Below are 23,090 nucleotides of genomic sequence, written 5' to 3'. Positions count from 1 at the left end.
GCATTTTAACTCGGAACGAATAAGCCGTATCTGCTTAAATACTTTGCAACAATACTCTGGGCGGCTGGTTAAACTGATGCCGCGCGACTAACCATGCCGCAAAGGGCACCAGCGCAATCGTCACCAGCACGGCTTGCAAGGTGAACCAGCCATTAAATTGATATTCAATATCGAGCACCAGAGTTGCTAAATAATACGCGGCGACATTGGTAAATACATTCGCCACCAAGCTCGCCACCACACCTACACACAAAAACTCCACCAACATGGCCAGCACCACTTGTTTTTTTGCGGCGCCCAAAACGCGCATCAAGGTGCTCTCTCGCATGCGTTCCTCTCGGGTGGCCATCAGCGCGGCATACAACACGGCCAGCCCCGCCAGCAGACTAAAGCCAAACACAAATTCAATCGCATAGCTCATTTTGCTGATCAGACTTTGAATCTGCGTCATCACCGCCGCCACATTGATGATGGTTACATTGGGAAACTGCTTGATCAATGCATTCAAGACGTCGTCTTTGCCTTGGGGCAGATGGAAGCTTGTGATGTAATTTGCGGCGTAGTGGTCCAGCACGTTAGGTGGCGTCACTGCAAAAAAATTCACGTGCATGCTGTTCCACTCCACTTTGCGCAAGCTGGTAATGGTGAGTTCAAGTGGGGTGCCGGCTACATCATAAGACAAACGATCCCCCAACTTTAAATGCAGTGTCTCTGCCAACCCCTGCTCTAAAGACAACAGCGGTTTACCGGCATCTGCAGCCTGCCACCACTGCCCCGCTACCAGCGCGTTATCGGCTTGCATTTGTGCTGCCCACGATAAATTAAACTCCCGCTCGGCGAGGCGTTTAGCGCGGTCATCTTTGTAATCCTCAGCTTGGATGGCATGACCATTCACCGAGATTAACCGTGCGCGCACCATGGGAAAAATATCGGCATGCGCAATGCCATGCCTGCTTAACAGATCATGAATACCAGCAATCTGATCTGCCTGAATATTGATCATAAAGCGGTTCGGTGCATCCGCTGGCAAGGCACTTTGCCAATGTTGCAGTAGGTCGTTACGCACAAATGCCAGCAACAATATTGCCATCAACCCCATGCTTAGACCTACCACTTGCGTGATGGTCAGGAGCGGGCGGCGTCTCAAGCCCATCAACCCTAGTTTGATCACGCCGAATTGCTGCATATTTGTGTTCAGTCTGCCAAAAGATCGCACGATACGCATCCCGGCATAAGCTAAAAATCCTGACACCAGCACCAATCCGCTCAATGCCGCCAACACAATCGCGGCCAATTTGATCTCTCCCGCGTGCCAATACACCAAGCCGGCAAGTACCAGCAACGCAGGCAAAAACATAAGACCATTGCTGCGCACATTGCCTTCCAAATCTTGGCGCAAAATGCGTAAGGCAGGCACCGCACGTAACCGCATTAATTGCGGCCAGACTATGGTGAATAAAGTGGCGAATCCAGTGATCAATCCTAATACCACCGGCATCCAGCCCGGGGCAGGTAAAGTCTCTAAAAACAAACGCCCGGCAAGAATGGCTAAGCCGAATTGCGCCACAAAACCTAGCACACAACCGACCACGCTACCGACAGCCGCCAGCAACAGCGTCTGGTAAAGCAAAATCTGCGTAATCAGTTGTTGGGTCGCGCCAAAACAACGCATCAACGCATAAGCATCTAGACTTTTTTGTACATAAGGAATGCTCGCTAGCAACATGGCCACCATCGCCAGAATGACACCGACCATCGAAGCAATGCCTAAAAACTGTTGCGCCTTGTTGAGCGCGTTGCGCATTTCTGGGCGAGCACTGCGGATATCATCGACCCGCTCGCCTCTGGCTAATTGCGGTGTCAGCCATTTGGCAAAGTCCTCCATGGATGGGTTGCGTATGGTGCTGTCGGGGTTCGCAGCAACCAGCAATTGATACTTCACTCGGCTACCAAACTGAATCAAACCGGTGGCGGCCACATCCGCGCTATTCATCATTAAGCGCGGTGCAATGCTAAACATATCCCCGCCGCGCGAAGGTTCCTGCAATAAAAATGCTGCGACGCTAAATTGGCTTTCACCAACGCCGACGACATCGCCAATCTTCAGTCCGAGTGTTTGCGCGAGGCGCGGCTCTAACCACACCGTGCCACGGGCTGGGATGCCAGCTGTTTCGGGTTCGCCTTTTGCCGTCGTCAGCGACTGTTTGCTAATGGTCAAATGGCCGCGTAGTGGAAACCCGGCCGCCACTGCTTTGATTTCAGCAAGCGCGCTACTATCGGCGTTGACCACCATGCTTGTGAACTCTAAGGCTTGGCTGGTTTGATATTGGCGGCTATTTGCTTCTGCCAAATAAGCTGCGGGGAGCGCGTGATCGGCATTCACTACGAGATCTGCCCCTAGCAGCACATTGCCTTGCGTTTGCATGCTGGACTGGATACGGTCAGTAAAAAAACTGACTGAGGTGGTGGCCGTCACCGCCAAAATTAAGGCGAACAGCAAGACACGAATCTCCCCCGAAGCCCACAGGCTGCGACACTGGCGCCAGGCGATAGACAGGGCCAGCATTAATGTGCTCCTGACGGGCTATCTGGCATGCGCATCTCAGTAAGAACACCCTGCTGCAAATTGAGTACCCGCTGGCAACGGCGAGCCAAGTGCATATCGTGTGTCACCAATACCAGTGTCGTTCCATTCTGCGCATTTAAATCAAACAGCAATTGAATAATCGCCTCCCCCGTTGCCACATCCAAATTGCCAGTCGGCTCATCGGCAAATAAAATGGCGGGCTTGGCGGCAAATGCCCGTGCAATCGCTACCCGTTGCTGCTCACCCCCCGATAACTGTTTGGGGTAATGCGTGCCGCGCGCAGTCAGACCTACGCTTGCAAGTGCATCGACGGCGACCGCCTCGGCATCGCGCCGGCCTGCCAACTGCAATGGCAGCATCACATTTTCGAGGGCGGTGAGCGAGCCTAACAATTGAAACGACTGAAACACAAAGCCCATGTACTTGGCCCGCATGCCTGCACGGCCATCTTCATCCATCGCACCGATATCTGCCCCCGCGATCAGGACTTTTCCACCACTTGGCGTGTCCAATCCGGCCAACAAGCCCAGCAAGGTCGACTTCCCCGACCCCGAACTGCCAATAATCGCCAGTCGCTCACCGTGGGGAACGGCCAGATTCAAATCGGTCAATATGGGGAGTGTTGTATCATTGCTAACAACGGCTTTACTCAACGATAGCGCTTCAACGATATAAGGGCTTTGCATTAATGATGTTCCGATTTCTCAAAATATTAAGCGTGATAGCAGGATTATTATTCACCAGTCTGGCCATGGCCGAGTCATCTAAACCGGTGATATTGTTTTTCGGTGACAGCTTGTCTGCCGCTTATGGCATCCCTAAAGAACAAGGCTGGGTCAATCTAGTCGCACTCCGTTTGAAAGACAAGCAATTGCCCTACGAAGTTGCCAACGCCAGTGTCAGCGGTGAAACTACCGCTGGTGGCCTCAGCCGGTTACCCGCCGCACTCAAGCAGTTTAAACCCAGTATCGTCGTGATAGAACTAGGCGCCAATGACGGCTTACGCGGCTTGCCGCTGGATGCCATGAAAAACAACCTCGAAAAGATGATTCAAGCCAGCCAGCAAGTGAAGGCAAAGGTGGTTTTATTGGGCATGCTTATTCCACCGAATTATGGTCCGAAATACACCCAAGGGTTTAAGGCCATTTATGCAGATCTATCCGACAAATACAAAATCCCATTCGTCCCGTTTTTTCTGGAGGGGGTCAGCGGCCACCGTGAATTAGTGATTGAAGATGGGTTGCACCCGAATGTGATCGCACAGCCTAAAATATTGGACAATGTGTGGCCAACATTGCAACCATTGTTTCATTGAACTGGTAAAAGCAGCCATTAAATAGTGCGTGGTCTGCACTTGCACGTGCCGGGAGATGGGTTCGAACTCAGTGATGGTGCGCTTTAATCCATCTCCTCCAGCACCTGCAAAAAATCATCTCCATATTTTTGCAACTTTGCCTGCCCGATCCCGCTAATCTGCCCCATTTCATCCAGCGTGTGTGGTTTTCGATTGTGGATTTCGAGCAGTGTGCTGTCGTGAAAAATCAAATACGGTGGTACGCCTTGCTCTCTGGCCAGTTCGAGTCGTTTGGCTTTAAGCGCTTGCCAAAGTGGGTCATCGTTGGCCCCTGCAAATGCCTCTTTAGCGCGTGCGCTACGTTCGGCTTTGCTGATGCGTTTTTCGGGTTCTGCATCGCGGCGTAGCCAGACTTCTTGCGCGCCTTTGAGCACGGGTCGCGCGGATTCGGTGAGTTTTAAGCCGCCATAGGCAGCCATGTCCGCCTCCAGCAATCCAGCTGCGATCAGCTGGCGATACACCCCGCTCCATTGCGCTAGATTGAGGGTTTTACCAATGCCAAAAGTGCTGACTTTGTCGTGACCGAAGCGCGCCACTTGCGGGGTGAGTTTGCCGCTGAGCACATCGATTAAATGTCCAACGCCGAAGCGTTGCCCGGTGCGGTAAACGCAAGATAGTGCCATTTGCGCGACTTGGGTCGCTTGCCAGGTTTCAACCGGATGCAGGCAGTTATCACATTGCTCGCAGGCGCCGGGATGGCTTTCACCAAAATAACGCAAAATAGTTTGATGGCGGCAGGCTGTGGATTCACAGTAACCCAGCAAGGCATCGAGCTTCAGACGTTCTAACCGTTTGCGCTCTTCCGAGGCTTCGCCACTGTCGAGCATTTGCCGCATAGACACAACATCCCCCATGCCGTACACCATCCAGGCATTGGCTTGCAGGCCATCGCGGCCGGCGCGGCCAGTTTCTTGGTAGTAGCCTTCCATGCTTTTGGGCAAGTCTAAATGCGCGACAAAGCGCACATTGGGCTTATCGATGCCCATGCCGAACGCAATGGTGGCCACCATGATGATGCCCTCTTCGCGCAAAAAGCGCCGTTGGTGATGCTCGCGTAATTGCGCAGGTAACCCGGCATGATAAGGCAAGGCTGACCAGCCTTTTTCAACCAGCCAGGCAGCGGTTTCCTCTACTTTTTTGCGGGAGAGGCAGTAGATGATGCCAGCGTCATCCGCATGTTCACGTTCTAAAAAGGTGTGTAGCTGCTGACGCGCATTGTTTTTAATCCCGACGTGATAGCGGATATTGGGGCGATCAAAGCTTGAGACAAACTGCCGGGCGTGTTCGAGATTCAGTTGACTGATAATTTCAGCACGCGTCGGGGCGTCGGCAGTCGCCGTCAACGCAATCCGCGGTACATCGGGGAAGCGATGGTGCAGCACAGTGAGTTGGCGGTATTCTGGCCTAAAATCGTGCCCCCATTGCGAGACGCAGTGGGCTTCATCAATGGCAAACAGGGCCAAGCCGACATGCTGTTGCACCTCATCAAGCAGGCTTAAAAAACTGCCGACCATCAGACGCTCGGGGGCCACATACAGAAGCTTAATGTCACCGCTCATCACTTCGCGGGTGATGCGGGCATTGTCCTCGGCCCTTAAACTAGAGTTTAAAAAAGCGGCATGGACGCCAAGCTGTTGTAAAGCCTCCACCTGGTTTTGCATGAGGGCGATCAGCGGTGAAACCACGATAGCTAGGCCTTCACGGGCCAGAGCCGGGACTTGGTAGCACAGCGATTTTCCGCCACCGGTGGGCATTAACACCAGCGCATCTTGGCCGGCAATCACATGCTCAACAATGGCTTGTTGCTGGTGGCGAAACTGGTTAAAACCAAAAACGTCTTGGAGGATTTGTTGCGGTGAAGAGCTCGCCATGTCAGGGCAAGCCTAAATTTTGTGGTAAGGATTAATGAGTTGGTCGACTAATTGGTGCAGTGCCTCGCGCATTTGTGCCTCGCTGACTTCCATCAGCAAGCCATCCTCCAACGCATCTTGTGCGATTTGTTTGAGTTCATCAAAATTTTCAGACATGACTTTGACTTTTTCGGTACAAGAAACCACCGAACCATCGTCACGTAGCCATTTAGGCCATTCGTTAGTCATACATTTGTTCTTTCACAGACTGACTCGTTCACTGGCTTTGCTGTAAAGCCTGCCACAATTTTACCAAAGCTTGGCCTCGGTGGCTCATTTTGCTTTTTACTTCTAAAGGTAATTCCGCCACGGTTTTGCGTGTTTCGAGATCCATAAACAATGGGTCGTAGCCAAACCCATCAGACCCGCGAAACTCGCGCAAAATTTCACCCAGCCAAAGGCCATCGGCGATGATAGGCTGTGGATCATGTGGCGAGCGCACCAGCACCAGCACACTATAAAAATAAGCGCGGCGGTCACTCTCGCGCGACATCACGGTGAGCAGTTTATCGTTATTGCGTTCATCCTGCGTGAGCAGGCTACCCGCAGGCAATGGCCCCGCATAACGCGCCGAAATCACGCCCGGCGCGCCTTGCAAGGCATTCACGCACAAGCCGGAATCATCCGCCAGCGCGGGCAGGCCGGTATGTTGGCTCGCATGCCGTGCTTTGGCGAGCGCGTTTTCAACAAAGGTGTCATAGGGCTCAGGACATTCCGGGACGTTGAATTCAGATTGCGACACAATCTCAATATTCAAGGGCGCCAAAACATGCGCGATCTCACGGATTTTGCCTTTGTTACCAGAGGCAATCACCAGTTTATTAAACGATAAGGCCATGGTTATGTCGCTAGGGCCTGTGTTTGCAATTGTGCCAATGTTTGAATGCCTTGGGCCGCCAAATCTAACATCTGATCCATGGTTTGGCGGCTGAATGGCTCCCCTTCGGCCGTGCCCTGAATTTCAACGAAACCACCGTTGCCAGTCATGACGACGTTCATGTCCGTATCGCAATCGGAGTCTTCAATATAATCGAGGTCGAGCACCGGTTGACCTTGGTAGACCCCCACCGAGATGGCTGCCACAGAGTCTGTGATTGGGGTTTCAGTGAGCAAGCCCTTTTGCAGCAAGGTGCCTACCGCATCGACCATGGCGACATAGGCGCCGGTAATGCTGGCGGTGCGGGTGCCGCCATCGGCCTGAATGACATCACAATCGAAATGAATCGTGCGCTCGCCCAGTTTTTGCAAGTCAATCACCGCGCGCAGGCTGCGGCCGATTAAGCGCTGGATTTCTTGCGTACGACCGCTTTGCTTACCGCGCGCCGCCTCGCGATCCATGCGTGAGCCAGTAGAGCGTGGCAACATGCCGTACTCAGCAGTCACCCAACCCTGGCCTTTGCCTTTCAAAAACCCAGGCACTTTTTCTTCGACACTGGCCGTGCAAATGACATGGGTATCGCCAAATTTAATCAGCACCGCGCCTTCTGCGTGCTTGGTATAGTGGCGAATAATTTCGATGGTGCGCAACTGATCGTTGGCACGCTGACTTGGTCTGGTCATGGTTGATTACTTTCTAAGCTGGTCATCACGTCGAAATGGCGATGCAGGCTCAGGAATAAGGGCACCCTGTCTTGCATCATCCATTCATCGGTTCGAATTATTTAATGTGTTGCTGGGTTCTCCCCAGCGCTTCCTGAATTTCGGCTATGGCCTTTTCAATCTCGTCGTCGGTGAGATCTAACCCATAGGCGCTAGATACAGGCGCGGCGGCGTTCATCATGGTCGTGGTCACATCCACTGGCAAATCTAGCGTAGAGATGGTCAATGGGTTAATGACACGCTGCCCCCACTGCAGGGCAATCGCACTCATGTTATCGCCAACCGTGATACTCGCTGCGTCGGCATCGTCTAGTAATCTGTTGACGCCATCATTGATATCCGCCGCCAACATATGTTGCGCCATACTGATATCGGGCACGGCATTCCAAACGCCATCGGAGCATAACAGAATCACGTCACCCTCACGCAATGGAATCGGCGCGGCCAACTCCACATTCGGCGCCCGGTCACCACCGACACAATTATAAATTTTATTGCGGTGCGGATGGTGGTCGACTTCATCGGCTGAGATTTTACCCTCGCGCAACAGCGATTGCACGACAGAGTGGTCTTCGGTCTGGTGATCGACTAGGCCGTTACGGTAAAGATATAGTCTGGAATCACCGACATGCGCACAAAACAACTTGTTTTGCTGAATCAGCGCCACCACAATCGTGGTCCTCGGGGACTCCATCAAGCGTTTTTGCAAGCGCACATTCTCAATCACATTGTGCGCCTGCGCAATTTGCTCACGCAAAAATTGGGCAGGTTGCGTGATCATGGGCTGTGATTCCCGCTGAAACGCCTCTATCATGGTTTTCACAGCGATCTCGGCGGCCACATCCCCATGCGCATGACCGCCCATGCCATCTGCCAACACCAGAAAAATAGCATTTCTATGGTAAGAGTAGGCCAGCCGGTCTTGGTTATAAGGGCGCGGCCCCTGACGGCTCCCTTGTGCAATGGTGAATTTCATAGCGGTTTGGTCAGCACCTTGATGATTTTATCCACCAGCGATCCGCGCGGGTCTTCAACGACGCGAATGCCGATCATTTTTTTCTGTAACGAAAACACACTTTGTGGGCGCAACATGTAATCAATTTGCATACAGGTATCAATAATCGCCAGCAATTTCTCAGAGTATATCTGTTTGCCAAGCACAACTGCAGGCACCAGTGTATCTTCTTTGAGACGCAAGTTTGCCGCCACTGGCGACGCCCGTTGCAAGCAGGCATACATACTGGCACCGATGCTATAAATGTCACTCCAGGGGCCGAGATGTTTGCGATCCATATATTGTTCAGGCGGCGCAAAGCCCGGTGTGTATGTGGGCGCAAGCGTTACCTCGGACAAGGCCTGCCGGGCCGATCCGAAGTCAAGTAGCATTGGCGAACCATCGAGACGAATATAAATGTTTGCGGGTTTAATATCCAGATGCAACAGTTTTCGCGTATGCACCTCGCGCAAACCATTGAGCAATTCAACAAACATGCGAATTAAAAAGCCTTCTGGCACCGGCTGCGACAAGGCCATAATGTAGTCTTGCAACGACTTGCCGCGCTCGTATTTCATCACCATATAGACGGTGTTATTGGCACGAAAGAAGTTTTTTACCCGCACGATATTTTTGTGCTCGATATTGGCCAGCGCCAACCCTTCTTCAAAAAAGCACTTCATGCCATGCTTATAAGCCGCTTCATTTTTACCATTTGAGCGAATATGCGTATCGCCATCACGTTCAGCCAAGGTGACGGGCATGTATTCTTTGATCGCAATGGTATTTTTTTGTGCATCTTGCGCCAGATAGACGAAACTGAACCCACCCAGGCTCAGCACCCGGGTGATGGTGTAATCATGCAATACCGTGCCTACCGGCAAGGCGAAATCGAATTTATTGGCGAGCTTCACTAGCGTTTTAACGACACCATCATGGCATTTATTGAGGCAACCCGCCGTTTTAATCACTAAAGGCCCGGCTGAGCAGCGTTTTTATCTTATCTATGCGCTATTTTCGCATATCGATAGCGCATTTGATACAATCCCCAGTTTGCCCGGAGCGCGATGATGACGACAAAAAAAACCACCCCAACACAATCCATTTTAAGCATGACCGGCTTTGCCGCGACTGAGGCACGTTTTCCTGGCGGTCTGCTGCTGATTGAGTTACGCGCAGTCAACCATCGCTATCTAGAATTGCACGTTAAAATCGAAGACAGCCTGCGCCAATTTGAGGCGCAAATCCGCGAACAATTGCAGACGCGATTGGGCCGCGGCAAAGTCGAATGTCGCATGAGCCTTAAAAGCGATACTGCAGCGACCACGCTCACACTGAATCCTGCTATGGTCGGGCAAATTGCACAAACCCTGAATGCATTACAACAACACTTTCCGCAGGCACAACCGATCAATCTGGTAGATATTTTCAAATTGCCCGGCGTGCTGCACACCGAGCCGGCGGATGCCGAGGCAATGGCACAAAGCCTGCACGCTGGATTAGCCCAAGCCATCGATGAGCTGATTGCAGCCCGAGCGCGCGAAGGCGACAAACTCAAGCAAGTGTTGTTAGACCGCTTACAAGGCGTGCGCGATCAGATCAGCATTGTGAAACCATTGTTACCGACGTTGGTAAGTCAATACCAAGAAAAGCTAACTGCCAAACTGCGTGAAGCCATGCAAGCCGATGACGACCGAGTGCGGCAAGAAATCGTGCTGTTTGCACAGCGGATTGATGTAGATGAAGAACTGGCACGCCTGCAATCACACATCACCGAGATGGATCGTATCCTCACTGCCGGCGGTGCCATGGGTAAAAAGTTAGACTTTTTAATGCAAGAAATGAATCGCGAAGCCAATACACTCGGCTCAAAATCGGTTGCCATTGAAACCACACAAGTGTCTATGCAGCTCAAAGTGCTGATCGAGCAAATGCGCGAACAGATTCAAAATATTGAATAAGCCTGCTACAGTGCAAACAGCACTGCACCAAAACCGTGATTGCAAAATGCACCATTATGGTGCATTTTGCCAAAACAGCCAGACAAACCAAACGATATCCCACTGATTTAAAAGATTATTTATTGCTGGCACACGGCTTGCTCTAATATAATTGATTTTTATAAGCAAGGCAAAGGTCCAGCATGATGACGCAATCGGCCAAACAGTTTTTCGATGAAATGCAGGGCTACGGGGGCAATGTGCGCGCCATCTATCAGGCATACAATCGCTGGCTTAGCGATGTCCCCACACAGCAATTGGCCGCCAAGCGGGCCGAAGCTGAAGTCTTATTCCGCCGCGTTGGCATCACGTTTAACGTCTATGGCGAAGAGGATGGCGCCGAGCGTCTGATCCCGTTTGATGTAATTCCGCGCATGATTTCTGCCAGTGAGTGGGCGCATTTGTCTAAAGGCGCCGTGCAACGCGTGCGTGCGCTCAATATGTTTCTACATGATATTTATCATGAGCAAGAAATTATCAAAGCTGGCATTGTTCCCCACACCATTCTGACCAACTCACAATACCGGCCAGAAATGGTCGGCGTCAATGTGCCCAACCAAGTCTATGCACACGTGGCAGGCATTGATCTGGTGCGCACCAGTGAGTCGCAGTTCTATGTGCTTGAAGACAATTTGCGTACACCTTCTGGCGTGTCTTACATGCTAGAAGATCGCAAGATGATGATGCGCTTGTTTCCTGATTTATTTAGAAAATACCCGATTGCCCCGGTTGAACACTATCCCCATGTGTTATTAAACAATCTACGGTCGGTTGCGCAAACCGGCGTCACTGACCCCACCGTGGTATTGCTCTCACCAGGCGCTTACAACAGTGCCTACTTTGAACATGCTTTCCTCGCCCAGCAAATGGGTATCGAGCTGGTCGAAGGCCAAGATTTGTTTGTCCGTAATAACGCCGTTTATATGCGCACCACGCAAGGCCCGCAAAGGGTGGACGTGATTTACCGCCGCATTGACGACGACTTCCTTGACCCTCTGGTGTTCAAGCCCGACTCCCTGTTGGGCGTGCCAGGTCTGCTCTCCGTCTACCGCAATGGGGGCGTCACATTGGCTAACGCCGTAGGCACCGGCGTGGCCGATGATAAGGCGACGTATGTGTACGTGCCGGAGATGATTAAGTTCTACTTGGGTGAGTCTCCCATCCTACAGAACGTGCCTACGTATCAACTCAGCAAGGAAGATGATCTGGCCTATGTGCTAGATCATCTGCCTGAGCTGGTCGTGAAGGAGGTACAAGGCTCTGGCGGCTACGGCATGCTGGTCGGGCCCGCTGCCAGCAAGCAAGAGATCGAAGAGTTCCGCTTGCGCATTGTCTCAAAACCAGCCAACTACATTGCACAACCCACGCTTGCTTTGTCGACCTGCCCAACGCTGGTAGATCAAGGCATTGCGCCACGCCACGTCGACCTGCGCCCTTTTGTACTCTCGGGCAAAACGGTCAGCTTGGTGCCGGGAGGTTTATCACGGGTTGCGCTCAAAGAAGGTTCACTAGTGGTTAACTCCTCGCAAGGAGGCGGCACCAAAGACACCTGGGTGTTAGAACGGGATGAGGTCGGTGTCGAGAGTATGCAGTCACAAATGGCTGCCCAACAAACTACCAAAGAGGCCGTCATATGTTAAGCCGCACCGCAGATCATCTGTATTGGATGGCACGTTACATCGAGCGCACCGAAAATGTCGCGCGCGTGTTAGACGTGACCTACAACATGTCATTATTGCCCTCTGACAGTAATGATGAAGAGTTATGGGACATGGTGCTCGAAATCGCGGGCATTCGTGACATTTATGACGCCACATATAAAGAACTAAACGCCACCAACGTGATTAAACATCTGGTGATGGACAGCAACAATCCGTCCAGTATTTATAGTTCACTGCGCAGCGCACGTGAAAATGCGCGTGCAGTACGGGTGGCGATGACGACCGAAACCTGGGAGAACATGAACACCCTGTGGCTAGAGTTTGGCCAGTATATCAAGCAGGATTTAACGCAAGCAGGCCTGAGTGAATTTTGTGAATGGGTAAAAAGTCGTTCTCATTTATTTCGTGGCGTGTGCTTTGGCACCATGTTGCGCGATGAGGCCTTCAGCTTTGTACGCTTGGGCACGTTTATGGAGCGGGCAGATAATACGGCGCGCTTACTCGACGTCAAGTATGAATTTTTGATTCCGATGCAAGAAGCCAATGATGGCGCGGTGGATTATTACGAGTGGAGTGCGGTGCTACGCTCTGTGTCGGCTTTTCAGGCGTATCAAAAAGTGTATCGTGATGCGATTGAGCCGATGAAAGTCTCTGAGTTATTGATTCTGCGGGAGGACATGCCACGCTCACTACACGCATGCTACGCAGAAATTATGCCTATTTTGCGTCAAGTGGCTGGTAGCCGGCAAACCGAAGCAGAGCGTCTGGCGGGGCAGATGCACGCCAAGCTCCATTACGGCCGCATCTTGGATATTGTCACAGGCGGTGTGCATCACTTTTTGGATGAATTTATTTTGGCCAACCGCAAACTGGGTGAAGAAATTCAACGTAATTTTTTGAGCGCAACGGCCTAATCGCAACGCAAAGCTTCATTGCACACGCCTTGGCAGTGAGCGTAACCATACGCCGCCTGTTTCAAACACGGCTGCGCAATGAGGTTTGGGGCCCGTCCAACGATGTTGCTCAATATTGATCACCAGACCTATTATGTTTTTAGCGAGAGGGTGCCCTACACCATCGAGCAATTGCGTCTGACGCCGCGCAATGGTGATGGACAGCAGGTCCACCATTGGCAGATCAAGGTTCTCGGTCAACTGACGCCTTTTGAAGATGCCTTCGGAAACTTGTCGCACACCTTGGTCATTGATCAACCGCACCAAGCGTTGCTGATAGAAGTCTCTGGCGCCGTTGAAACTGGTGTTCAAACGCCCGCCACTCATGCAACGTTGCCCACCGCGCTTTACCTGCGGCAGACGCCGCTGACGGAGGCTGATGCTGCGATGACTGCGTTTGCACAGCGTTTTGTCCATGCGCCACTGGCCGAGTTGATGCATGCGTTGCGCGCGCGCATAGAATATCTGCCAGGCGCGACCACAGTCGATACGCCAGCCAACGCCGCGTTCAAGCTCGGCAAAGGCGTTTGCCAAGATCATGCCCATGCATTTATTGGCTGTTGCCGAAGTTTGGGTTACCCAGCACGCTATGTCAGCGGTTATTTGTTCACCGCCGAAGGCCAAGAGATGCAGAGCCACGCCTGGGTCGAGGTCTGGCAAAATAATCAATGGCTGGGGCTAGATGTGTCCAACGGTACCCTCGTGAATGACACACATGTCAGGTTGGCGAATGGTCTCGATTACCGCAGTGCTAGCCCAATTACCGGCGCGCGCATGGGCGGTGGCTTAGAGGGCATGGCGAGTCTGGTGAGCGTCAATCTACACGGCGGCCTGACGGATCAACAGCGCGAACAATACAGACAACAGTTACAGCGACAGGCACAAGCTGCCCAGCAGTAGCGCACCCGCGCATGCTATGATGATTTTTTTAAACACAGAATGTAGTGCCTATTTCTTATGACATATTGTGTCGGTATTTTGCTTGAACAAGGATTGGTATTGGCCTCCGATACGCGGACCAACGCCGGGGTAGACCAAGTGGCCATTTCGCCGAAAATGCACGTTTTCGAAGTGCCCGGCGACCGCATGATTGTATTATTAACAGCAGGCAATCTGGCCATTACACAATCGGTCGTCAATCTTTGTCGTGAACAACTCAAATCGGCTGAACCGCACGCGCATCTGCATAACGTTCAATCCCTGTTTGAAGCGGCCAGCGTGGTTGGCGCCGCCATGCGCACCGTGCATCAGCGTGATGGTAAAGCGCTGAAAGACCATAGCATAGACTTCAGTGCCAGCATTCTGGTCGCCGGACAAATTAAAGGTGAAAAACCGCGCCTGTTTAATGTCTATGCGGCAGGAAACTTTATTGAAGCCACGCCTGACACGCCCTACCTGCAAATTGGTGAAACTAAATATGGCAAACCAATCATTGACCGTGTCATCAAACATCAAACCAATGTCACAGATGCGGTAAAATGTGTGTTGATTTCATTTGACTCCACCATCCGCAGTAACATTTCTGTGGCTTTACCGATTGATTTGATGATATACCGCACTGACAGTTTCACCGCCGATTGTCGGCAACGCTTAACAGAAGATGACCCTTATTACGCCCGCATTCGCAAAGGTTGGGGTGAGGGGCTCAAATCCGTGTTTTCTTCACTACCGAATCCTGAATGGTGTGCTTCATGAGTCACGGCCATTTATTTGTGATCTCTGCGGCCTCTGGCGCGGGGAAAACCAGCTTAGTGCGTGCCATGTTGGCACAAGACCCCATCCTAAAATTGTCCGTTTCACACACCACGCGCGCGCCGCGCCCGGGTGAAGAAGATGGCATTCATTATCATTTTGTGTCCGAACCTGCTTTTTTACAGATTCTAGATCAGGGCGGCTTTCTAGAAAGTGCCCACGTACACAGTGCACGCTATGGCACCGCGCAAAGTGAAGTGGAAAGCGCATTGGCCGCAGGCCGCGATGTCATTCTCGAGATAGACTGGCAAGGCGCACAACAGATACGCACCCTGTTCCCGAATGTGACTTCAATCTTCATTTTACCGCCCTCCATTGAGGCGTTATCGCATCGACTCAACAGTCGCGGACAGGATAGCGAAGCCGTCATCACGCAACGTTTAGCGGCTGCGCGGGAAGAGATGCGTCACGTGCATGAGTTTGATTATGTTACAATAAATGATAATTTTGACGTGGCCTTGCAGGATCTGATGGCGATTGTTCGCGCACAGCGCTTGCAGTTAAACCGCCAGGTTGCTTGCCACGCGTCATTGATTCAATCACTTACCTGACCCAGCGCGCACTTGCGTTGCATGTAGGCTCACACATTAAGAGGTTTTTATGGCACGTATTACTGTCGATGATTGCTTGGACAACATCCCTAACCGTTTTCAATTGACACTGGTGGCCGCTTACCGCGCCAGACAATTGGCGAATGGCTCTGACCCATTAGTGAGTGGTTACTCGCAAAGAGACAAGCCAACCGTGATTGCCTTGCGCGAGATCGCAGCCGGCAAAATCGGTGTTGAATTGTTAGAGAAAAAGGGTCAAGCATAAACAGCTATGCCCCACAGCCAAGGCGATCCTGCCCATCGCAAGTCCAGATCTCCTCTGGAAGAAGTGGACTTGCTCCCTGCTGACCGTGAGGATTCTCCGCTCACACAGCTGATCCGCAAATACCTCAACGAAGAAGAAGTGCAGCTGGTTTGGCAAGCGTATCGCTACGCCGAACAGGCACATGCCGGTCAAACCCGCAAAACCGGCGAACCCTACATTACCCACCCGATCTCCGTCGCTTGCATTCTGGCCAAGCTACATCTTGACTTGCCAACGCTGCTGGCAGCCCTACTGCATGATGTGGTTGAAGATACGGAAGTTGACAGTGCGGCGATTGCTGAACGATTTGGCAAACAGGTGGCCGATTTAGTAGATGGCTTAACCAAGCTAGACAAAGTTGAACTGCAAACGGCGACCCAGGCACAAGCAGAAAACTTCCGAAAAATGCTGCTGGCGATGAGCCAAGATGTACGTGTGATCTTGGTCAAACTAGCTGACCGTTTGCATAACATGCAAACGCTAGAGGCGATGCGCCCAGAAAAACAAAAACGCATCGCACGGGAAACACTGGATATTTATGCCCCGATTGCCAACCGTCTGGGCTTGAACCCGATTTACCACGAGCTGGAAGACCTTAGTCTCAAATACCTATATCCGAATCGCTTCCGTGTGATTGACAAGGCTATCCGCCTTGCGCGCGGCAATCGCAAAGAAGTGATTAGCAAGATTCTGGAAGCCATTCAGAATCAACTCAAGCACTACCAGCTGGAGTATGACGTCGCTGGCCGCGAAAAACACTTGTACAGTATCTACAAAAAAATGGCCGAAAAATCGACCAAATTATCGCAAATTGGGGATATTTACGGTTTTCGTGTGGTGGTCAAAGATACGGCGGCTTGTTACCTAGCCCTCGGCGCATTACATGCACTATACAAGCCGATTCCCGGCCGCTTTAAAGACTATATTGCTATCCCCAAGGCCAATGGCTATCAATCATTGCACACCACCTTATTTGGCCCGTTTGGCACACCGATTGAGGTGCAGATCCGTAGCCAAGAAATGCACAACATTGCTGATGCTGGTGTCGCTGCGCATTGGTTATATAAAACGACCGACGCCCATCTGACCAAGCTGCAACAACAAACGCACCAATGGTTGCAAAGACTGGTTGAGATTCAAACCGAAAGTGAAGACAGCCACGAGTTTCTCGAAAACTTTAAAGTGGATCTGTTTCCTGACGAGGTGTATGTCTTTACGCCCAAAGGCAACATCATGGCGTTACCGCGCGGCTCAACGGCGGTTGATTTTGCTTATGCCGTGCACTCAGATGTCGGCAATAGTTGCGTCGCGGTCAAGATCAACAATGAGTTGGCGCCATTACGTACCGAAATGCGCAATGGCGATCATGTCGAAATTATCACGGCGCCGTTGGCTAAACCGAATCCGGCCTGGCTCAATTATGTGGTAACCGGCAAAGCCCGCTCACATATTCGCCATTACCTGAAAACGGTAAAAGTGGAAGAATCGGCACAACTGGGGGAGCGTATGCTCAATGTTGCGCTGCGCGCCATGCATATCGAGCCTGCCGAGATTGCTGAGAAACAGTGGCAAAAAGTCATGAACGACTATGGCACCAAGACCCGCCAGGGCATTTTGACTGATATCGGCTTAGGCAAGCGTAACAGCTTGATGGTGGCACACCAGTTGCTGGCGCACCCAGCCGACGCAGATGATAAATCTAGCAAAGTGCTGGACACCATTACCATCCGTGGCTCTGAAGGCATGGCAGTGCAATTTGCACCTTGTTGTCGCCCCATCCCCGGTGATCCAATCTTGGGCTTTATCAACAAAGATAAGGGATTGGTCATTCATACGCATGATTGTCCAGCCATTCGCAAATTCAGGTTGGACCCTGAAAAATGGCTAGACGTCGAATGGGATGCGGATCCGAAAAAGTTATTCAGCGTGAACTTGCGTATCACCGTGGTCGACGAACGCGGCATGCTGGCTAAAGTAGCCGCCACCATCTCCAACGCAGATGCCAACATTGACAACGTCAGTGTCGAAAACAGTGATGGCAGCCAATACTCCAACGTCAACTTTACCGTACAGGTGCATAACCGCGTGCACCTGGCTACCCTCATCCGTAATTTGCGCAAAATTCAGCAAATCGTGCGCATCAATCGGGTCAAGGGTAACCAAGTGGAACAACGCATCCAATAACTCAAAGTGATGCCAGCATGCGTTCCTTAAGCGAGATTAAAGGTTTTACGCCTGCCTTGTGCAGTCAGCTCGCCAAGCTGGGTATACCATCAATACAAGCGCTACTACTTCACCTCCCTTTGCGTTATCTGGATGAAACCCGCATTACGGCTATTCGTGATCTTCGTCTGGGTGAACAAACACAAATAGAAGGCGTTGTCGTTCATAACGAAGTCAGTTACAAACCACGCAAAATGCTCAATGTCAGGCTACAGGATGACACAGGCATCATCAACCTGCGGTTTTTACATTTTTACCCCAGCCAAGTCACCGCCATGCAAATTGGTCAGCGCCTGCGCGTGTTTGGCGAGGTGCGTCCCGGCTTTTTCGGTTATGAGATGGTGCATCCGACCCAACGCAAAGTTGGCGAGGACACGCCGGTCAATCAAGCACTGACCCCGGTGTACCCGAGCACGGCTGGCTTGAGCCAAGCCGCTATCCGCAAAGCAGTCAACTTGGTGTTACAACCTGCAAATTTACTCGAAACCCTGCCAGCGTGGGTGTATCAGTCCCTGCAGTTGCCAGACTTCGCCAGTAGCCTGCGATTGTTGCATCAGCCCCTGCCCGACATGGCGCTCACTGCACTCGAAGACCGCACGCATCCGGCTTGGCAACGGCTTGCTTTTGATGAATTGCTGGCACAGCAATTATCGATGCGCCAGCATTACGCGCGTCGCAAACAGTCCCAAGCGCCCAAAATCGCTGCGTCACAAACGCTGGTGAAGCAACTGCAGGCACAGTTACCATTTAGCCTGACTGCGGCGCAACAAACGGTGATTGCAGAAATCAGTCATGACTTATCCCAACCCCACCCGATGCAGCGGCTCTTGCAAGGCGATGTAGGCAGTGGCAAAACCATTGTTGCCTGTATCGCCGCGTTGCAATTAATCGAACACGGCTGGCAAGTGGCAATGATGGCACCGACTGAAATTCTGGCAGAACAACATTATAAAAAATTGGCTGGCTGGCTAGTACCTTTAGGTATTGAAGTCGCTTGGTTGACCGGCAGCCAGCACAAAAAAGAACGTGAGCATTCACTGTCAAGAATAGCCAACGGCGAAGCCATGCTCGCAGTGGGCACCCATGCTTTATTTCAGGATCAAGTGCAGTTTAAACAGTTAGGATTAGCGATTGTTGACGAGCAACATCGTTTTGGCGTCGGCCAACGACTGGCACTGCGCAAAAAAGGACAACAAGCACAACTTGAGCCGCATCAACTCATGATGTCAGCCACCCCAATCCCGCGCACCTTATCCATGAGCTATTATGCGGATCTGGATGTGTCGGTGATTGATGCATTACCGCCAGGCCGTACCCCGATTGTGACCAAACTCGTGGCCGATGACCGGCGTGAAGAAATATTGCAACGGGTGCACGACGCTTGTGCGCAAGGCCAGCAGGCTTATTGGGTATGCCCGCTGATTGAGGAGTCAGAAACGCTGCAATTGCAAACGGCGAACGACACGTTTGCTTACATGCAACAGACCTTTCCACAACTTAAGGTCGGATTGGTGCATGGCCGAATGAAGTCGGCAGAAAAGCAGGCGGTGATGCAAGCTTTTGCCGCCAACGAGATACATCTCTTAGTCGCGACCACCGTGATCGAAGTTGGCGTCGACGTGCCGAATGCGAGTTTAATGGTGATTGAACATGCGGAGCGGATGGGCTTGAGTCAGTTGCATCAACTGCGTGGTCGCGTTGGCCGTGGCGCAGCCAAAAGCACATGCATTTTGCTTTATAGCAAACAGCAATGCTCACAAATTGGTCGGCAACGCCTAAAAGTCATTTTTGAGAGTAATGATGGCTTTCAGATTGCACAGGCGGATTTAAACATTCGCGGTCCTGGCGAGTTACTGGGCACCCGTCAAAGTGGCGTGCCTATGCTTAAAATTGCTGACCTCGAACGGGATGCCGCGCTATTAGAGATTGCCAAAGTCACCGCAGACAGATTGCTTGAAAACCACCCCGCCGCCGTTGCCGCCCATTTGCAGCGCTGGTTAAGCCAAGGGGAAGAGTGGATCAAAGTCTAAGCGCGGACCGCCTATAGCGTACTTGAAAACAGCTTAACTGGCGTCAGCGGGGTCCCAAACGCAGTGGTCTGGGTTGCAGATTGCAGACAGGCTTCAAATTCAGCCAGCGGTAAAGGCCTGCTAAACAAAAACCCCTGAAATGCATGACAACCCATGTGTTGCAGCGTGGCCATTTGTTGCTGCATTTCAACGCCCTCGGCAATCACGCTGTGGCTCAGGTTTTTTCCCATATTGATAATGGTTTGCACAATAAACGAATCATAATTATTGTCCGCAATGTCTTTGATGAAACTACGGTCAATCTTGAGTTCGTCGAGCGGCAACCGTTTCAACACCGATAATGAGGATTGGCCGACCCCAAAGTCATCCAGTGAAAACGTGATGCCCAGGGTTTTTAGCGCGTTGATTTTTTCAATGACCTCGTCAATGTTTTTTACGATCAGACTTTCGGTCAGCTCTAAGCGCAAATTGCGTGCATCGCAGCCGCTTGCCAGCACAATCTCCGTCACCATCGGCACAAAGTCCGGCTGACTGAATTGAATAGCACTCACATTCACAGACAACTTTAATTGCGCAGTGTGCGCAAAGCGAGACCAAACCTTGAGTTGGTAGCAGGCTTGCGCCAGCACCCATTGCCCGATCGGTACAATTTCACCGTTTTCTTCGGCCAAGGGAATAAACTGGTCCGGCGGGATCATCCCCATTGTGGGATGCAACCAACGTAACAAGACTTCAGCGCCGGTAGGCTGCTCTAACTCATTGACCTGGACTTGATAATACAACTCAAATTGATTTGCTTGCAGCGCAAACGCCAGCTCATTCTCAAGGGTTGCGCGCATTTCCACCGCCGGATGTACTAGCTCGTCATACATTTGGATACTATGCCGCTTATCCGATTTTTTGGCCTGATACATGGCGATATCCGCCCGGCGCAGCACCTCGGCTTCATGCTGAAGATCGCCTTGAAAAAGGCAGATGCCGATACTTGGTGCAGTGCGATATTTGCTATTTTGTAGCTCAAACGGCTCAGAAAATACCGCCATCATTTTTTCAGCGCAGGCTTGCGCGGCAGCAATGGCGTCGGCTTTGTTGAGTGACAATTCATCCAGCACCGCTATGAACTCATCTCCGCCCATGCGAGCAACGGTGTCTTTTTTATCCAAACATTGCTGCAACCTTGCAGCGACTTGTTGCAATAACTCATCACCCGCTTGGTGCCCTTTGCTGTCGTTGAGCCCTTTAAAATTATTCAAGTCTAGGCACAATACCGCGCCATAGGTTTGCTGGCGCGCACAACGGGCAAAGGCCTCATTCAGTCGGTCAGTCAACAAACGACGATTAGGCAAGCCAGTTAAAAAGTCATAATAGGCTAACTGATGCACGTTTTTGTGATCAAGGTTAGCGGCGATTCTTAACGAAATATTTTCGCGCAGACTGCTCGCTAAACTGCGGCCAGCCACCGTGACATAGATGACGTAAACGATAAACAGCACCGCGAGCGCCAGGGAGACTGAACTGCCATGCAGCAGAAAACGCGGAATCATAAATAAGAGAATGCCGCCGGTAAACAAGTTAGTGGTTAAAGTATCCACCGAATAAATCACAATACCCGCGCCCGAAACGCCCACCAGCGCAAAAATCAAAAATGCTTGGTGCGCTGTATTGGTCTCAGGAAAAAGTAAAATGCCGCCCAAGCCCCAAGCCACGCCGCAAAAACCAGCACTGGCGCGAAACCACTGCAACCACTGCGGGCTATGCCAATCATGGTGCTGGTCTTTTTCATAGTGATAAGTTAATACAACACGTGCGCCGTAAGCGGCGACAAACAGACTGCACCATAACGCTAAAATGACATGATCAATGAGGTGACGTTGGACGAGCAAAAGCGAAAGCATAACCACGATGGCAGCCATCAAGGATCGACGATTGTTTGAATACAGCATTTGCACAATTTCGGCGTTCAATGCTGCTGCCTCTGCTGTTGGGTTCAACGCAGTTTTCCCTCAATTATTATGATTGTGAATAAACTAACAACGGTCTATGCCACTTGAATCTTTAATTCTGCACATAAATCATGCGCTTAATCTCTGCACAATTCACGCGATACACGATTGTTTTGAATAGAAAAAAGGCAAAATAATACAGAAATGTCATGAATGCGACAGAGGGTATTCGGGGCGGTCTAGGCAACCCTGCGCTGCCCACGCATCCTGTGTGTTTGGTGTGACAACTTATTCGCTTCTAGCCACTGAACAAAGGTTTAAGCGAGGCCACGGCCAAATCGATAAACCCACGTAACTTGGGCGGCATAAAGCGTTGCTTGGGATACACCAGATGCAAGACATCTGCCTGCCCTCGCCAATCAGGCAACACCGGTTGCAAACCGCCTGTCGACACCGCGGCTTGGCAAATAAAGGTCGGTAACATGGCGATGCCCTGCCCGTTTTCGGCCATCGACTTCACCACGCCAATGCTATTGACTAAGGTGCGGCCAGGCAAAGGCACCCGGAGAAGGGTGCTCGCGCGCTGCAACTCCCATTGCTGTCGGCCCATCGGCGTAAATTGCACGCATTGATGCTGACTCAGGTCTGCAGGCGTGATTAGGCTCTGCAGAGGCTAAATATTGCGGGCTCGCAAACAATGCCCATTGAATACGCCCCAATGATTTGGCAATCAAACTTGAATCACGCAACTCCCCCGTGCGAATGGCGGCATCCACGCCCTCGGCAACAAGATCGACATAGCGCTCAGTCAGCAGCAGCTCCATCGACAATGCAGGATAGGCCTGCTGAATCTGCGCCGTTAAGTGCGCCAGCAAGGCATCGCCGATATCCGCAGGTGCCGTGATTTTTAAAACACCTTGCGGTTGCTGGCGAGCTTCATCAAGTGCCGCTTCCGCCTCAAGCAAATAGCCCAGCCCAGTCGATGCATGTTCAAAATATAAGGTACCTGCCTCGGTTAAGTTTAAGCGACGCGTGGTCCGCTGCAATAAAGTCACGCCCAAGCGCTGCTCCAATCGCGCCACTCTGGTGCTAATGGTCGAGGTAGGTATCCCCAACTGCCTGGCAGCCGCACTAAAACTGCCGGCTTGCACCACTTTGACAAACACCGCCGCTTCGTTGAAGTCCATCGCACACCCTAAATTATTCATTTAAATGAAAAGTAATTTCAC

General features: G+C 51.6%; 21 protein-coding genes. 10 read left to right on the top strand and 11 right to left on the bottom strand.

Annotated features, from left to right (window positions below; genetic code table 11):
- Window positions 1-34: 34 nt before the first annotated feature.
- Window positions 35-2,566 (bottom strand): ABC transporter permease, encoded by a 2,532-nt coding sequence (locus tag FIT99_RS00160; protein ID WP_140001814.1) that lies wholly within the window; start codon window positions 2,564-2,566, stop codon window positions 35-37.
- Window positions 2,566-3,273 (bottom strand): ABC transporter ATP-binding protein, encoded by a 708-nt coding sequence (locus tag FIT99_RS00155; RefSeq protein ID WP_140001812.1) that lies wholly within the window; start codon window positions 3,271-3,273, stop codon window positions 2,566-2,568. The genes FIT99_RS00160 and FIT99_RS00155 overlap by 1 nt, the downstream gene beginning before the upstream one ends.
- A 32-nt stretch (window positions 3,274-3,305) precedes the next feature.
- Between FIT99_RS00155 and FIT99_RS00150 the strand changes: the two genes are divergently transcribed.
- A complete protein-coding gene (locus FIT99_RS00150) occupies window positions 3,306-3,902 on the top strand; it encodes an arylesterase (RefSeq protein ID WP_317616155.1) in 597 nt (198 codons plus the stop codon).
- 83 nt (window positions 3,903-3,985) lie between these two features.
- Here the strand turns inward: FIT99_RS00150 and recQ are convergent, their stop codons facing one another.
- The 6 genes from recQ to FIT99_RS00120 all read right to left on the bottom strand — a co-directional run bounded on the left by recQ (window position 3,986) and on the right by FIT99_RS00120 (window position 9,358).
- A complete protein-coding gene (recQ, locus tag FIT99_RS00145) occupies window positions 3,986-5,812 on the bottom strand; it encodes a DNA helicase RecQ (RefSeq protein ID WP_140001810.1) in 1,827 nt (608 codons plus the stop codon).
- Between the two features lie 12 nt (window positions 5,813-5,824).
- Window positions 5,825-6,040: a hypothetical protein gene (locus FIT99_RS00140; protein ID WP_140001808.1), complete on the bottom strand. Its 216-nt coding sequence runs from the start codon at window positions 6,038-6,040 to the stop codon at window positions 5,825-5,827.
- Between the two features lie 28 nt (window positions 6,041-6,068).
- Window positions 6,069-6,689 carry an RdgB/HAM1 family non-canonical purine NTP pyrophosphatase gene (gene rdgB / locus FIT99_RS00135; protein WP_140001806.1) on the bottom strand — a complete coding sequence of 207 codons (621 nt, stop codon included), beginning with the start codon at window positions 6,687-6,689 and terminating at the stop codon, window positions 6,069-6,071.
- A 2-nt stretch (window positions 6,690-6,691) separates the two neighbouring features.
- Window positions 6,692-7,411, bottom strand: coding sequence for a ribonuclease PH (rph, locus tag FIT99_RS00130; protein WP_140001804.1), 720 nt, complete (start codon window positions 7,409-7,411; stop codon window positions 6,692-6,694).
- Window positions 7,412-7,508: 97 nt separating this feature from the next.
- Window positions 7,509-8,426 carry a PP2C family protein-serine/threonine phosphatase gene (locus FIT99_RS00125; protein WP_140001802.1) on the bottom strand — a complete coding sequence of 306 codons (918 nt, stop codon included), beginning with the start codon at window positions 8,424-8,426 and terminating at the stop codon, window positions 7,509-7,511.
- Complete coding sequence (locus FIT99_RS00120; protein WP_140004561.1) at window positions 8,423-9,358, bottom strand: serine/threonine protein kinase; 936 nt, start codon at window positions 9,356-9,358, stop codon at window positions 8,423-8,425. The genes FIT99_RS00125 and FIT99_RS00120 overlap by 4 nt, the downstream gene beginning before the upstream one ends.
- Window positions 9,359-9,514: 156 nt before the next feature.
- On the opposite strand from FIT99_RS00120, the gene FIT99_RS00115 reads away from it, so the two are divergent.
- The 9 genes from FIT99_RS00115 to recG all read left to right on the top strand — a co-directional run bounded on the left by FIT99_RS00115 (window position 9,515) and on the right by recG (window position 19,918).
- On the top strand, window positions 9,515-10,405 hold the full coding sequence (locus FIT99_RS00115) for a YicC/YloC family endoribonuclease (RefSeq protein ID WP_396652229.1): 891 nt from the start codon (window positions 9,515-9,517) through the stop codon (window positions 10,403-10,405).
- A gap of 185 nt (window positions 10,406-10,590) precedes the next feature.
- On the top strand, window positions 10,591-12,084 hold the full coding sequence (locus tag FIT99_RS00110) for a circularly permuted type 2 ATP-grasp protein (RefSeq protein WP_140004560.1): 1,494 nt from the start codon (window positions 10,591-10,593) through the stop codon (window positions 12,082-12,084).
- Window positions 12,078-13,019 carry an alpha-E domain-containing protein gene (locus FIT99_RS00105; RefSeq protein ID WP_140001798.1) on the top strand — a complete coding sequence of 314 codons (942 nt, stop codon included), beginning with the start codon at window positions 12,078-12,080 and terminating at the stop codon, window positions 13,017-13,019. The genes FIT99_RS00110 and FIT99_RS00105 overlap by 7 nt, the downstream gene beginning before the upstream one ends.
- A gap of 102 nt (window positions 13,020-13,121) precedes the next feature.
- Window positions 13,122-13,958, top strand: coding sequence for a transglutaminase family protein (locus FIT99_RS00100; protein WP_140004559.1), 837 nt, complete (start codon window positions 13,122-13,124; stop codon window positions 13,956-13,958).
- Between the two features lie 57 nt (window positions 13,959-14,015).
- Window positions 14,016-14,753: a proteasome-type protease gene (locus tag FIT99_RS00095; protein WP_140001796.1), complete on the top strand. Its 738-nt coding sequence runs from the start codon at window positions 14,016-14,018 to the stop codon at window positions 14,751-14,753.
- Window positions 14,750-15,361, top strand: coding sequence for a guanylate kinase (gene gmk / locus FIT99_RS00090; protein ID WP_140001794.1), 612 nt, complete (start codon window positions 14,750-14,752; stop codon window positions 15,359-15,361). Before FIT99_RS00095 ends, gmk begins: the two co-directional genes overlap by 4 nt.
- Window positions 15,362-15,410: 49 nt before the next feature.
- Window positions 15,411-15,626, top strand: a complete 216-nt coding sequence (gene rpoZ, locus FIT99_RS00085) for a DNA-directed RNA polymerase subunit omega (RefSeq protein ID WP_140001792.1) — start codon at window positions 15,411-15,413, stop codon at window positions 15,624-15,626.
- A gap of 6 nt (window positions 15,627-15,632) precedes the next feature.
- Window positions 15,633-17,849, top strand: a complete 2,217-nt coding sequence (locus FIT99_RS00080) for a RelA/SpoT family protein (RefSeq protein ID WP_223261221.1) — start codon at window positions 15,633-15,635, stop codon at window positions 17,847-17,849.
- Window positions 17,846-19,918 (top strand): ATP-dependent DNA helicase RecG, encoded by a 2,073-nt coding sequence (gene recG, locus FIT99_RS00075; protein WP_262982143.1) that lies wholly within the window; start codon window positions 17,846-17,848, stop codon window positions 19,916-19,918. The genes FIT99_RS00080 and recG overlap by 4 nt, the downstream gene beginning before the upstream one ends.
- Before the next feature lie 11 nt (window positions 19,919-19,929).
- On the opposite strand, the gene FIT99_RS00070 is transcribed toward recG, so the two are convergent.
- The 3 genes from FIT99_RS00070 to FIT99_RS00065 form a co-directional block, all read right to left on the bottom strand.
- The gene (locus FIT99_RS00070; protein ID WP_223261220.1) at window positions 19,930-21,909 is read right to left on the bottom strand and encodes a putative bifunctional diguanylate cyclase/phosphodiesterase; all 1,980 of its coding nucleotides are present in this window, start codon (window positions 21,907-21,909) and stop codon (window positions 19,930-19,932) included.
- Between the two features lie 250 nt (window positions 21,910-22,159).
- Window positions 22,160-22,471, bottom strand: coding sequence for a LysR substrate-binding domain-containing protein (locus FIT99_RS12530; protein ID WP_262982142.1), 312 nt, complete (start codon window positions 22,469-22,471; stop codon window positions 22,160-22,162).
- Window positions 22,392-23,048 (bottom strand): LysR family transcriptional regulator, encoded by a 657-nt coding sequence (locus tag FIT99_RS00065; protein ID WP_262982135.1) that lies wholly within the window; start codon window positions 23,046-23,048, stop codon window positions 22,392-22,394. Before FIT99_RS00065 ends, FIT99_RS12530 begins: the two co-directional genes overlap by 80 nt.
- Between the last annotated feature and the right edge of the window lie 42 nt (window positions 23,049-23,090).

This window comes from Methylophilus medardicus (genome assembly GCF_006363955.1).
GTDB classification, from domain to species: domain Bacteria; phylum Pseudomonadota; class Gammaproteobacteria; order Burkholderiales; family Methylophilaceae; genus Methylophilus; species Methylophilus medardensis.
The sequence above is the reverse complement of the archived record's forward strand: the minus strand, read 5'-3'. Positions and strand labels throughout refer to the sequence as shown.

Excerpts from the sequence above, each read along its gene's own strand:
- FIT99_RS00160 (WP_140001814.1), bottom strand. The coding sequence starts at position 2,566 with ATGCTGGCCCTGTCTATCGCCTGGCGCCAGTGTCGCAGCCTGTGGGCT.
- FIT99_RS00155 (WP_140001812.1), bottom strand. The coding sequence starts at position 3,273 with ATGCAAAGCCCTTATATCGTTGAAGCGCTATCGTTGAGTAAAGCCGTT.
- recQ (WP_140001810.1), bottom strand. The coding sequence starts at position 5,812 with ATGGCGAGCTCTTCACCGCAACAAATCCTCCAAGACGTTTTTGGTTTT.
- FIT99_RS00140 (WP_140001808.1), bottom strand. The coding sequence starts at position 6,040 with ATGACTAACGAATGGCCTAAATGGCTACGTGACGATGGTTCGGTGGTT.
- rdgB (WP_140001806.1), bottom strand. The coding sequence starts at position 6,689 with ATGGCCTTATCGTTTAATAAACTGGTGATTGCCTCTGGTAACAAAGGC.
- rph (WP_140001804.1), bottom strand. The coding sequence starts at position 7,411 with ATGACCAGACCAAGTCAGCGTGCCAACGATCAGTTGCGCACCATCGAA.
- FIT99_RS00125 (WP_140001802.1), bottom strand. The coding sequence starts at position 8,426 with ATGAAATTCACCATTGCACAAGGGAGCCGTCAGGGGCCGCGCCCTTAT.
- FIT99_RS00115 (WP_396652229.1), top strand. The coding sequence starts at position 9,515 with ATGACGACAAAAAAAACCACCCCAACACAATCCATTTTAAGCATGACC.
- FIT99_RS00110 (WP_140004560.1), top strand. The coding sequence starts at position 10,591 with ATGACGCAATCGGCCAAACAGTTTTTCGATGAAATGCAGGGCTACGGG.
- FIT99_RS00105 (WP_140001798.1), top strand. The coding sequence starts at position 12,078 with ATGTTAAGCCGCACCGCAGATCATCTGTATTGGATGGCACGTTACATC.
- FIT99_RS00100 (WP_140004559.1), top strand. The coding sequence starts at position 13,122 with ATGTTGCTCAATATTGATCACCAGACCTATTATGTTTTTAGCGAGAGG.
- FIT99_RS00095 (WP_140001796.1), top strand. The coding sequence starts at position 14,016 with ATGACATATTGTGTCGGTATTTTGCTTGAACAAGGATTGGTATTGGCC.
- gmk (WP_140001794.1), top strand. The coding sequence starts at position 14,750 with ATGAGTCACGGCCATTTATTTGTGATCTCTGCGGCCTCTGGCGCGGGG.
- rpoZ (WP_140001792.1), top strand. The coding sequence starts at position 15,411 with ATGGCACGTATTACTGTCGATGATTGCTTGGACAACATCCCTAACCGT.
- FIT99_RS00080 (WP_223261221.1), top strand. The coding sequence starts at position 15,633 with ATGCCCCACAGCCAAGGCGATCCTGCCCATCGCAAGTCCAGATCTCCT.
- FIT99_RS12530 (WP_262982142.1), bottom strand. The coding sequence starts at position 22,471 with ATGGGCCGACAGCAATGGGAGTTGCAGCGCGCGAGCACCCTTCTCCGG.
- FIT99_RS00065 (WP_262982135.1), bottom strand. The coding sequence starts at position 23,048 with ATGGACTTCAACGAAGCGGCGGTGTTTGTCAAAGTGGTGCAAGCCGGC.